Below are 11,592 nucleotides of genomic sequence, written 5' to 3'. Positions count from 1 at the left end.
ATCGGTAAGAATAGGCTTTTTCCATATCTCGCATTCTAGCATATATCGTGTAAATGCGCTAATATTTAACGGTAAAGCCGTCGTAGAACGACGGGGTTTCAGACCCAAATTTTCGATGATCAACAGTAATCACCAACAAGCGATCGAGCTAATGTTAGCATCGGGAGACTATAATCAATTATTGTTATTCTGTCAACAAGCGCTCGCGGTTCATCCGGAAGTGACTGATTATTATCCCTATCTGGGATTAGCTTATCTGCTGCTAGAGCAGCAAGCAACAGCGCAAGAAATTTGGTTATTTTGGCTATTACAATCAGAGTCTAGTCAGGATTTAATTATGCTCCTCAAAAAAGAGATAATTAGAAATCTCGATTGCTGGCAGTTTGGCCAAGCTAAATTAATCTATCTCCAGTGGCTAGAATTAGAGGAAATAGCAGGGGATGAAGAGATAGAAAATTATGCCCTGACTGCGATAAACTCCTGTCTTCAAGAGGTGCAAGAGGCAATTAATCGGCGAGAATATACTTTAGCTGAGGACTTTTACTTAAGAATTTTATCTTGGCGTGAACAATTAGCTTACATCTGGCACGATTTAGGATATTTATACTATATAATTAACCGACTAACAGAATCTTTTACCTGTTTAGCACGAGCCATCAACTTAGAGGAAAATCAAGCCTTATATCATTATACTATGGCCATGGTGCTAGAAAAACAATCCCGTTTAGATATAGCTTTATCAGCTTATCAAAAAGCGATTGATCTCAATGCTAATTTTGTCGATGCTTATAATAAACTGGGCAATTTATTTTATCGATTAGGGCAGCTAGAGTCAGCCGAAAAATTCTATCAGCAGGGAATTAATAAACAGGGTGATTTTTATCCTTTCTATATCAATTTAGGCAATGTCTATTTAGTTAAACAAGCTTGGACAGAAGCAAAAAATGCTTATAAAACGGCCCAACAACTTGCAGGAGATAGAGGAGAAATTAGTCAAAATCTCTCCCTTTGGGAAATTCTGCAAGCTGACCAAAAAAGAGCGGATCTTTACTCAGGTGATTATTTTTATCAAAGAAAACTCTATCAATTAGCATTAAACTATTATCAAAAATTATTAGCAATTAAAATAGAGGAGAGCAATTTTTATTTAAATTGCGCCCATTGCTATCTCATTCTCAAAGGAGAAAAACAGGCTTTAGAAGTGTATAAAAAAGGCATTAACTATCATCCAGAAAATATTGATTTACATTTGCGCCTAATTTGGTTACTACAAAATAATTATCCGATCGAGGTGGCAATTCAAGCAACTAAATCAGCTTTAGAGTATCTTCCCGATCACCTATCCCTGAAGTTAGAATTAATGCGGTTAATGCCGATAGTTTACACAACTCAAGCAGATATTATGCTATATCGATCAAACTACGAGAAACGGTTAGATAATATCTTGGCCAATCTTGATTTAACCAGTACTAATCAACAACAGGAGGCGTGGAAAAGTATTGGATTAAGAACTAATTTTTATCTTCAATATCAAGCCAAAAATGATTTAGAACTACAAAAAAAATATGGAGAATTGGTTTATAAAATTGCCTCGGTTAACTTTCCTAATTGGGTGAAAAACCTAACCATGCCTACGGGAAAAATCCGCCTTGGCTATATTTCTGCTCACTTGCGTCATCACACGGTAGCGAAACTCTTTCAAGGATGGTTGCAGTGGCGAAATCGAGAGCAATTTGAAATTTATTGTTATGGAATAGATATTAATAAAACCTTCGATAATTTTACCAAACAATATCAAGAGCAAAGTGAATATTTTTATCAGTTTGATAATCGGGTCAATATGGAAACAATTGCTCAACATATTTTAGATAATCAGTTACATATTCTGGTTTATTTAGATATTGGTATGGATGCTCGTACTACCCAACTAGCAGGATTGCGTTTAGCTCCAGTACAATGTGTAACTTGGGGACATCCAATCACCTCAGGATTACCAACCATTGATTATTTTATCTCCAGTGAATTAATGGAACCTGTGGAGGGAGATAATCACTACAGTGAAAAATTAATTCGCTTATCCAATTTAGGTATTGCCTATCCCAAACCTTCCCTTCCTCCCCAGAGGAAAACTCGTTTAGAGATGGGATTAGCCGAGGATAAAATCATCTACTTAAACTGTCAAAGTTTATTTAAATATCTGCCAGAAAATGACGATATTTTTCCTAGAATTGCTCGACAAGTTCCCAACAGCCAATTTATTTTTATCTGCCATCGTAGCGAATTTGTGACCCATTGCTTTCAGTCGAGATTAAGTCAAGCTTTTAATAAGTATGGACTCAATTGGCAAGATTACGGGGTAATGATGCCACAATTAGAACAAAATGATTATTTTCAGCTTAACTTATTAGCAGACATCTATTTAGATAACTTAAGTTGGTCGGGGGGAAATACCACCTTAGAAGCAATTGCCTGTCAGCTTCCAGTTGTTACCTGTCCGGGGGAATTTATGCGCGGAAGACATTCCTATGCTATCTTGAAAAAATTAGGCATAACCGAGACAATTGCTACGGATAAAAATCACTATATTGAAATTGCTATCCGTTTAGGTTTAGATAATCAATGGCGACAAACAATCAAAGATTATACTAAAATGAATATCGATATAGTATTTAACGATCAAACCTCTGTAGAAAGTCTAGAAAGATTTTATCAATCTGTAGTAGGAGAAGGTAAATAAAACTTTAGGGTTACATAGGGTTTGCGGCAAAAAGTTTGTTGGGGTGTGGGGTATGGGGAAGAAAACCACATAAAGTTCATTTTGTCAAGGATTTAAGATGCTCTTACCCTGGGTTTAATCCTCTTTCCCAAAAATGATAAGGAGTAGCAAAATAAAAATCTGCTCCTAGTTTCTGACTCAACTCTTGATGTCCACAAAATTCTTTGGCCTTGTCACAAGGGTCGGTTTTTCTTTTGTCAGGGGGAATCTCTTGGAAAAGTTTTTCGGTGACAAGGGTTGATTTCCGATGCGGTTTTGTTCTTGGCCAATGCTGCCACGCTTATTTTTAGCTCCGCTTCGACTCTTTCTTTTTCCTCGTCTGGCCGCCTAGGTATTCTTGATGCTCTCCACAATCTCGATAGTTGACGATTGGCCACCTTGCCAAGAATTAGTGATAAAATGACAACATAAACAGTAATTTTTCCCCCAAGCATAATCCCTCACACCCAATAAAATTATGATGCACGGTTTTATTCCCCCACATCGTTATTTTCCCTATCTTACTTGGACTGATATAGATTCAATGCCAGATAAGGAAAATGTGGTAATTATTCAACCCATCGGTGCGATCGAACAACACGGACCCCATCTACCTATTGCCGTCGATGCTGCCATTAGTTTAGGGGTTTTAGGCAAAGCTTTCGAGAAATTAGATACAAACATCGCCGCTTTCGCTTTACCCTGTCTCTACTACGGAAAATCTAACGAACATTGGTCTTTTCCAGGCACGATTACCCTCTCGGCAGCCACCTTATTAACCCTCATTCAAGAGATAGCTGAAAGTCTCTATCGTTCGGGTTTTCGCAAGTTAGTATTAATGAACTCCCACGGCGGGCAACCGCAAGTTATGGAAATTGCTGCTAGGGATATTCATCAACAATATCCCGATTTTTTGGTATTTCCTTTTTTCACTTGGCGAGTTCCCCACAATGCGGCTGAATTATTCTCGGAATATGAATTAGAATACGGTATTCATGCAGGAGATGTGGAAACTAGCATTATGTTATCATTACTGCCAGAACAGGTAAAAATTGAGCGGGCCGTCCGAGAATATCCTCAAGGTTTGCCAGAAAATAGTTTGTTAACTATGGAGGGAAAATTACCCTTTGCTTGGTTAACTAAGGAATTAACTAAAAGTGGAGTGATGGGAGATGCTACTAATGCAAGTAAAGAAAAAGGCGAGCGATTATTAGAATCTGTTGCTAATGGTTGGGTACAGGTGATCGCTGATGTTTATCAATTCCGTCAACCGAAGTTATATTAATAGAAGATTAATTAGAGTTGTTAATAAGCTGTACTGCATTTAACCTGCCTATTGGTAATTTTAGTACAAAGGATAAAACTCCATCTCCCTTCTCCTTTGATTCAGTAATTTGCTCACCATCTTCCCTTAACATAAATAGAGTAAATTTTAACCAGATAAGAGTATTTTTTTCCATAATCATTAATTTCAATCATGAGTTTTATCCCTGAGGTTGTATAATTTTTGTCAACGGTAACAAAAAAAAGAAACGACATTTTTTACCATATTTTTTCTAGGGTATAAGAATTGAAAACAGAATCAACGACTAGGATAATTATGGGCTGCTGAATAAATCTAAAAACCTTGTTGGATAAGGCTTTTAGACTTTTTTTCCTCAAAAAGTGCCGACCATTGGAGGGATCGGGGGTAAAATTCCTGGACTTTTTCCCTGAAAATTAGGTAACTGACTACCTCAAAATCGGTAAAACCCTACACCCCACACCCCACACCCCACGAAAAACTTTTTGCCGCAAACCCTAGCTAAATCGGACAGCAAGCTAACTCAGCAATTGAAGCGAAAACTCTGCCATTCTCTAGGATGCCATTCCGGGTTAATCTGGGTTTCGGACGCAATTTTTCGATGACTAAATTTTAAGAGGCAGTATGGAACGCACTTTCTTAATGATTAAACCCGACGGTGTGCAGCGCAATCTGGTGGGGGAAATTATTCAACGCTTTGAAACTAAAGGTTTTACGCTGGTTGGGTTGAAAATGATGCAGGTTTCTAGTGAATTAGCGGAAAAACACTACGCTGTTCATAAGGAAAGACCCTTTTTCCGTTCGTTAGTCGATTTTATTACCTCCTCCCCCGTGGTGGCCATGGTTTGGCAAGGAGAAGGAGTAATTGCCTCCGCTAGAAAAATTATTGGCGCCACTAATCCCCTCAATGCTGAACCTGGTACGATTCGCGGTGATTTTGGCATTAGTGTCGGACGCAATCTTATCCATGGGTCCGATGGTCCAGATACGGCCAAAGATGAAGTTAGTCTCTGGTTTAGCGATGCAGAATTAGCTAATTGGACTCCCGCAATCACTCCCTGGGTGGTAGAATAAACCCCTTTGAGGCAGTCAGGAGCCGGTCGTCAGGAGACAGGAGACAGGAGATTGCTTTTATTTATTCTCCCTTCTCCCCTCTCCCTTCTCCCCATTTCCCCAACCCCCTAATATTCGGAAATTATGACCGTAGAATCCAGCTTACAACAGTTAAAAAGAGCTTCATCGGGACGATTACCCAGCAGTTACGGGGTCTATTTTAAGAATACCCTTGTGGCCCTCTGTCATGCTCTTGAAGATCATATCTTGCAAACTAGCAGCCCAGATAGTACAAATAAACCACTGGTCTTAGTCACCTTTCAACAGGGTAAATGGTATTTACAGGAAGCTGAGCGCTATTTAGCTATCGCTCGCTCTTCTCGTCATATTGCGATCGCCGCCGTGGCCGATAGTGGTTTTTCTGAGCATAAAACCGGCAGTTTAGAGAATGTTTCGCTAGTTAACTTAGATAATAGCGATAGTTTGGTTAATGAGTGGAATTTAATCATTCTTTCCCCCGATTACGCCTCCATGGTACTCTGTCATGAGTTATCCCCAGACGAATACCGGTCTGATAGTCAACCCCAAATAGACACGGAGCGAAAATTCTACGGTTTATGGACATTCGATCGCGATTTAGTCGAAAAAGCCGCTAGGATCTTAATTGAGCGTCTGCATCCTTATAATCCCAGTCTAGCGGCCGATTTAAGCAGACAACAGCAGGAAATTAGTCAAAATATTAATCCCATTCCCACGGATTTAACGGGAGTAGTCTCTCGCATTGTCACCTATCTGCAAACCAGTCAACAGCAGTTAGTCACCGTCAGCAGACAAACGCGAGAATTAAGCGACTTAGAAGGACAAGCATCCCGTTTAAATAAAAATTTGGCCGCTAATAAACTGCAAGCTTTTCTAAGAATGGCTCAAAAGGTCGATGAAAGAGATATTGATAATCCCCTTGCTTCCCTACAGGTGGCCGCTTTAGCGGAAATGTTGGGACAATTGCTCGATTTACCCACCCTGAGATTGCGACGCTTACGATTAGCCGGTTTATTATACCGCATCGGTCTAGCGGAGGCTCCGATCGAAGTTTTTAGACAGCGTGCCAGTCAGTTAGAGGGAGCAAATGCGTTATTTTGGCGGGATCGATCGGTGTTAGGCGCACAATTACTCGCCACTATGCCCGAATTAGCCCCAATTCAACAGATTATTTACCATGAGTTTGAATACTGGGATGGTAGCGGTGTTCCCAACGGCTTAAAAGGGGAAGAAATCAGCCTAGAGTCGAGAATTTTAGGATTATCAGCCTATTTTCAGGAATTAACTCAACCGCGAGGCGACCGACTAGCTCTAGATTTAGGAGAGGCCCTAGAACGATGTCAAAATTATAGCGGGATTCGTTTCGATCCCGCTTTGGTAGAAAAATTAAGTTCGGTAATTCGTCTGTGCGAAATGGGATGGATGCAATTACCCGATCGCCCTAGTCAAGTCCCCGCCGTCTGGTTAGAATCAGTTTAGATTAGGGTCTGCGGCAAAAAGTTTTTCCTGGGGGTAGGGTGTGGGGTGTGGGGTGTGGGGTGTAGGGTTTTACCCATTTTCAGGGGGTCAATTACCTAATTAATTTTCAGGGAAAAAGTGCCTAAATTTCCCCCCCGATCACCCCAAGGTCTGGCACTTTTTGATGGGAAAAAAGTCTAAAATTTTTACCCAACAAGGTTTTTAGATTTATTCAGCAGACCCTAGATTAGACTCCGATTAAACTCTGCATGGCACGTCTCATATTAGCCGGTTTAAAAGCTGCCATGGCTGCGGTCGGTTCATAGCCGCAATGTACCATACAATCGGCACATTGCGGATTGCCACTGGCCCGACCATAGTTATCCCAATTGGTTTCTGCTAAAAGTTCCCGAAAGCTTTTGTAATGACCTTCGTTGAGCAGATAACAGGGTTTTTGCCATCCTAAAAGACTATAGCTAGGACTACCCCAAGGGCTGCATTCATAGTCTTGTTCACCGATGAGAAAATCGAGAAAGAGAGGATTATGGTTAAAATTCCACTTTTTCTGGCCTGATTTCCAGGGTGAGAGAATTTCTCGGAATAAAGCTCTAGTTTGCTCCCGTTTCAAGAAACTATCTTGATCCGGGGCCCACTCATAACTGTAACCCGGGGAAATCATCATGCCATCGATGCCCAAAGTAGCGAGAAAATCGAAAAATTCCTGCATTTCTCGCGGCTCTGTGCCTTCAAAAACCGTGGTATTAGTAGTAACCCGAAAACCTCTCGCTTTTGCCGCTTTAATCCCTTGTACTGCCTTATCGAATACTCCCTCTCGATCCACACAGCGATCGTGATGTGCTTTTAAACCGTCCAGATGGACACTAAAGGTAAGATAGGGTGAAGGAGTAAATTTATCCAGGCTTTTTTCCAATAACAGGGCATTGGTACACAGATAGACAAATTTTTTTCTGTCCACTAAACCCTTGACAATTTCATCGATTTGTGGGTGTAAAAGCGGCTCGCCCCCGGGGATGGAAACCACGGGAACTCCGCATTCTTCCACCGCTGCGAAACATTCTGCTGGGGTAAGATGATTGCGGAGGATTTCCGGGGGATGTTGAATCTTACCGCAGCCAGTACAGGCTAAATTGCAGCGAAATAGGGGTTCTAGCATTAAAACTAAGGGAAAACGCTTTTTTCCCGCTAGACGCTGTTTCAAGATATAGGAAGCAACCACTAAAGCTTGTTGCAGTTGGACAGCCATTTGCTCACACCAAAAGGATTCTAAGTAATTATAGACTGTTAACAGGGCATCAAGGCATAGAACCCTAGAAAATGGCAAAATAAATAAAAGCTGAGGGCTTTTTTGGGCTGTTTACTTGATTATCACCTTGATCTAGCTTATGGCTCCAAGACTACTGACTTGAAAGTGGGAAGTGGGAAGTGGGAAGTGGGAAGTGGGGAGTGGGAAGTGGGGAGAATAAATTAAAAAGTCTCCTATCTCCTATCTCCTATCTCCTGACTCCTGACTCCTATCTCCTGACTACTGACTCCTAACCTTAACGACAATTTTTGATTTTTACCAGAGGTCTATTATGGGTTCTTTAGGCGATCGCTTCAAGAAATTTGCGGGAAAAACTCGCTATGTGGTCTGTCGCTTATTTTTGCATCTCTACGGCCAAGAAGTCGCACCGCTGATCGGTATTCTTAATCGTACCGGCCGGGAGGCGATCGATTCCGAAGGCGATTTAGAGGTCATGGGAGAGGGTTTAGTAGAAATTTGTCAAAATCTGCTGCAGATGAACCTCTATTGGTTTTCTGTGGCTAATGAGGGCGATGTTTTTTGGCATGAGGGGGAAGCGGGAGACTACGTTAACGAACTGTTTACCGATTCCGCGGCCAGATACCTAAGTGAATCGGTGTCTCTGGAAGTGGGGGAAAAGGAACCCTTAACTTTACCCGTCACCGATAACTTAGTTGTTATGATCACAATAGCCTTCGAGGGTGAGAGTGCTGCTTTAGAAACTAGCCTAGCCGATCGAGAGGCCCTGGAAGATGGTTTAAAATCAATAATTAACCTCCACTACCAAGGTCGGCTGCGTGCGATTCAGGTACATTTTTCTCCTGCTCAATTGGGAGATGAATTGACCAATGAGCAACTATTACTCAATTTCCCCGAATTACTGCCTTTATAGTCTTAATTTTGCCATTATGCTGCGCCAAGTAACGACAATCCTTTTAATTCTTACCCTTTGTTGCACAACGGTGGCCTGTGGTTCGTCGTCAAATGAAACTCAGTCACCGTCAGCTAGTAACAGTAGTGTAAGACGAGAATCCAATCAGGTTAGTAGCGGTCGCTACGAGGTGCAACAAGCTACCTACGATGACGGAGATGGCACTTATACCTTAATGCTCTTAAACACCCCTGGGGGGACTTCTCCCCTCTTTCGCACCACTAACCTGCAAATGGCTAGATTAACCGAGGAGGACATTGCTAAAGGGGAAAAAACCGCAGTAGAAATCAACGGCGATCAGGCTACCCTGTACATGACCGAAGATTTTAAAATTGAGTATGTCCATAATGTCACGGAAGTGCGGAACAATCCCCAAACCGGACAACAGGAAACCGTGGTGATTCGGCAAGAATCGAGTTTTTGGAGTCCTTTTCTCGGTGCTGTTGCCGGTCAAGCTTTGGGTAGTTTGCTCTTTCGTCCTCAATACTACGTTCCTCCCCTCTATACTCCGGGGGGTGTGATGACCGGTTTTGGTGGTTACGGTTCCACCTATAATCAGGCAGTGGATCAATACCGGACTAAACATAATAGCCCACCTCCGGCAGTCAAAAATCGGCAAACTCTCCGTTCTACTGGCAATTTACGTCGTTATCCTAGCAATACTCCCTCTAGTCCCAATCGCAGCACTACCACCACCACAAAACCCAGTGGTTCCGGTTATGGTTCCAGTACCCTGAAGAATTCGGGTAAATCTGATAATGTCAAACGTTCTCCTAGTTTCGGTTCCTCCGGTTCCAATCGTACCCCTAGTCGCAGTGGTTTCGGCAGCAGCAGACGCGGCCGACGTTAGGAGGATTTGACTGGAGTGGTGGAAGATTAACCCTGTCTTCCCCACCTCAGACATTGGGGATGACAACTACTTAGGGTTTGCTATCAAAAAGTGCCAGACCTTGGGGTGATCGGGGGGGGAAATTTAGGCACTTTTTCCCTGAAAATTAGGTAATTGACCAGATGAAAATCGGTAAAACCCTACACCCCACACCCCACACCCCACACCCTAACCCCACCAACAAACTTTTTCAGCAGACCCTACTTAAGAAGCAACCATTTTGCGAATTTCCGAATAGAAAACCGTCTGGCGATCGCCATTGTCCGACTGGATAATACTGGTACGCAATCTCAGATTAGGACTAGCAAACCAGATTCTTTCCTCGATACGATGGTGATTATCCTCGATGGTTAAAGTTAAAGCTTGATCGCTGCTGAGATGATATTCTCCCAGCGCTGCCGATTTACCGTCCGATTTGATTAATTTTCCTTGCCAAGAATTCCCTGAGGGCAGCCAAACTAAATAGCTAGAACCGATTTTTTTCGGTTGTCCATAGTCCACGGAATTATCCCAAGTCGCTTTCCATCCCCCTAGATTGGCCTGGGACTGACAGTTATTTTCTAAACATAATTGCACCACATCGGCAGCATCGGCGGCCAGCAAATCGATGGTGATTTCTGCTTTATTATTGGCAACTTTTTGGGCGGCTAATTGATAACTGGTACGCTGAGAAAACCATTTACCCGCACAGAGATTAATAAATTCTTGAATGTCCATGAATGGCTGTAGGCAAAGATCGATCGCTCTGGAAGAATAGATTATTTATTCTATCCTATCCCTAGACCAATTTTTGCAAAGATAAACGGGCCGCTTCGCGCACTTGTGGGTGTTCGTCCTTGACCAAAAATTTTAAGGCCGCGATTGTTTTTTCCGCCGGAAGATGGCCTAAAGCTTCCGCTAATCGCTGCCGGATTAACCAGTCATCGGAGTTAACAAAGGTTAAAAGCTTCTCGACGGTTTCCACTGCTTTGATTTCGCCAAGGGCGGCAATAGCGGCCTGTTGAATAACCGCTTCGTTACTATCGAGAGCCGATAATAACACCTGTTTAGCCCGAATATCGCCCAAATTGCCCAAAGCGACGGCGGCACTAAAGCGGACTAACCATTGCGTGTCTTCGTAAAAAGCCCGTTGTAGGGGTTCAAAAGCGCGAATATCTTCTAAATAACCTAAGGCCCCCGCAGCATCGGCGCGAATGCCATAATCGGCATCATTGGCTAACAAATCCACTAGGATAGGAAAGCATTCCTCGGTTTGTTTGACTCCCAAAGCAAAGACAGCCATCGATCGCACTGGCAGCATTTCATCATAAAGGACTTTTTTGATCAAGGGTACAGCTTCCTCCGGGGTCACTTCTCGCAGGGATGCCAAGGCCAGCAGACGATCTTTAGAATTGCTACTTTCTAACTGGAGGGCAATGGCTTGTGTATCAGGCTTGCTCATTTTTGTCAACCACTTGTAATATTTCTTTAATTCTAACGCAATTGTTTCTAAGTCAGCAGCTTTAGTGGACTGAAACAGCTAAATTTTGTGTATTGGATATAGCAGTTATCTTCTTTGTGCTGTTTTAGGGAGATTCAACCCGGTGCGTCTCAATTTTGTAGAAATACCTAGGGTTTGAACGAGCCAATTGGCGATCGCACTCTCGGCAATGTTCCGCTTACCTTATTCGCTAAAAAGCATACAGGATAAAGGTTACAGCAATTTTAAAACCCTTCCCTTAAAAAATTAAGCGAACAATGAGTTATTACCCTTTGCCGTACTCAGCAATACCGATGACCCCGAACAGGTGTTAAGTCAGGTGTCCCGTTCTTTAGAAACTATCCCCGAAAAACAGGTGCAAAGCAATCTCGCTGCCGCCAC

9 protein-coding genes and 2 pseudogenes are annotated in these 11,592 nt (G+C 42.4%); 7 read left to right on the top strand and 4 right to left on the bottom strand.

What is annotated here, in order from left to right; genetic code table 11:
* Positions 1–115: 115 nt before the first annotated feature.
* On the top strand, positions 116–2,737 hold the full coding sequence (locus EWV68_RS11090) for an O-linked N-acetylglucosamine transferase, SPINDLY family protein (protein ID WP_287169794.1): 2,622 nt from the start codon (positions 116–118) through the stop codon (positions 2,735–2,737).
* Between the two features lie 112 nt (positions 2,738–2,849).
* Here EWV68_RS11090 and EWV68_RS11085 read toward each other — a convergent pair.
* Positions 2,850–3,063 (bottom strand): annotated as a pseudogene (locus tag EWV68_RS11085) (IS30 family transposase); the annotation flags it as partial.
* A gap of 170 nt (positions 3,064–3,233) precedes the next feature.
* On the opposite strand from EWV68_RS11085, the gene EWV68_RS11080 reads away from it, so the two are divergent.
* From EWV68_RS11080 to EWV68_RS11070, 3 genes are all read left to right on the top strand, one after another.
* A complete protein-coding gene (locus EWV68_RS11080) occupies positions 3,234–4,040 on the top strand; it encodes a creatininase family protein (protein ID WP_061432431.1) in 807 nt (268 codons plus the stop codon).
* Between the two features lie 642 nt (positions 4,041–4,682).
* Complete coding sequence (ndk, locus tag EWV68_RS11075; protein ID WP_002780036.1) at positions 4,683–5,132, top strand: nucleoside-diphosphate kinase; 450 nt, start codon at positions 4,683–4,685, stop codon at positions 5,130–5,132.
* A gap of 123 nt (positions 5,133–5,255) precedes the next feature.
* Positions 5,256–6,629 (top strand): HD domain-containing phosphohydrolase, encoded by a 1,374-nt coding sequence (locus EWV68_RS11070; RefSeq protein ID WP_061432432.1) that lies wholly within the window; start codon positions 5,256–5,258, stop codon positions 6,627–6,629.
* A 226-nt stretch (positions 6,630–6,855) separates the two neighbouring features.
* Here EWV68_RS11070 and hpnH read toward each other — a convergent pair whose 3' ends face one another.
* Positions 6,856–7,872, bottom strand: a complete 1,017-nt coding sequence (gene hpnH / locus EWV68_RS11065; RefSeq protein WP_002796381.1) for an adenosyl-hopene transferase HpnH — start codon at positions 7,870–7,872, stop codon at positions 6,856–6,858.
* Between the two features lie 331 nt (positions 7,873–8,203).
* Here hpnH and EWV68_RS11060 point away from each other — a divergent pair, with 331 nt between their 5' ends.
* Positions 8,204–8,803: a DUF1517 domain-containing protein gene (locus EWV68_RS11060; RefSeq protein WP_061432433.1), complete on the top strand. Its 600-nt coding sequence runs from the start codon at positions 8,204–8,206 to the stop codon at positions 8,801–8,803.
* Complete coding sequence (locus EWV68_RS11055) at positions 8,760–9,692, top strand: hypothetical protein (RefSeq protein WP_287169792.1); 933 nt, start codon at positions 8,760–8,762, stop codon at positions 9,690–9,692. Before EWV68_RS11060 ends, EWV68_RS11055 begins: the two co-directional genes overlap by 44 nt.
* A gap of 243 nt (positions 9,693–9,935) precedes the next feature.
* Here the strand turns inward: EWV68_RS11055 and EWV68_RS11050 are convergent, their stop codons facing one another.
* Together EWV68_RS11050 and EWV68_RS11045 are read right to left on the bottom strand one after the other, a co-directional pair.
* Positions 9,936–10,448, bottom strand: coding sequence for a phycobiliprotein lyase (locus tag EWV68_RS11050; protein ID WP_061432435.1), 513 nt, complete (start codon positions 10,446–10,448; stop codon positions 9,936–9,938).
* A 61-nt stretch (positions 10,449–10,509) separates the two neighbouring features.
* Positions 10,510–11,172: a HEAT repeat domain-containing protein gene (locus tag EWV68_RS11045; protein WP_079205592.1), complete on the bottom strand. Its 663-nt coding sequence runs from the start codon at positions 11,170–11,172 to the stop codon at positions 10,510–10,512.
* Positions 11,173–11,473: 301 nt separating this feature from the next.
* Here EWV68_RS11045 and EWV68_RS11040 point away from each other — a divergent pair.
* Positions 11,474–11,592, top strand: a pseudogene (locus EWV68_RS11040) (Rpn family recombination-promoting nuclease/putative transposase); the annotation flags it as partial.

It is taken from the genome of Microcystis sp. M_QC_C_20170808_M9Col, from assembly GCF_007095495.1.
GTDB classification, from domain to species: Bacteria; Cyanobacteriota; Cyanobacteriia; order Cyanobacteriales; family Microcystaceae; genus Microcystis; species Microcystis aeruginosa.
This window is presented reverse-complemented; position numbering and strand designations above follow the sequence as displayed.

Bases quoted from the DNA above. Each gene is read 5' to 3' on its own strand.
- EWV68_RS11090 (WP_287169794.1), top strand. From the start codon at position 116: ATGATCAACAGTAATCACCAACAAGCGATCGAGCTAATGTTAGCATCG.
- EWV68_RS11080 (WP_061432431.1), top strand. From the start codon at position 3,234: ATGATGCACGGTTTTATTCCCCCACATCGTTATTTTCCCTATCTTACT.
- ndk (WP_002780036.1), top strand. From the start codon at position 4,683: ATGGAACGCACTTTCTTAATGATTAAACCCGACGGTGTGCAGCGCAAT.
- EWV68_RS11070 (WP_061432432.1), top strand. From the start codon at position 5,256: ATGACCGTAGAATCCAGCTTACAACAGTTAAAAAGAGCTTCATCGGGA.
- hpnH (WP_002796381.1), bottom strand. From the start codon at position 7,872: ATGGCTGTCCAACTGCAACAAGCTTTAGTGGTTGCTTCCTATATCTTG.
- EWV68_RS11060 (WP_061432433.1), top strand. From the start codon at position 8,204: ATGGGTTCTTTAGGCGATCGCTTCAAGAAATTTGCGGGAAAAACTCGC.
- EWV68_RS11055 (WP_287169792.1), top strand. From the start codon at position 8,760: ATGAGCAACTATTACTCAATTTCCCCGAATTACTGCCTTTATAGTCTT.
- EWV68_RS11050 (WP_061432435.1), bottom strand. From the start codon at position 10,448: ATGGACATTCAAGAATTTATTAATCTCTGTGCGGGTAAATGGTTTTCT.
- EWV68_RS11045 (WP_079205592.1), bottom strand. From the start codon at position 11,172: ATGAGCAAGCCTGATACACAAGCCATTGCCCTCCAGTTAGAAAGTAGC.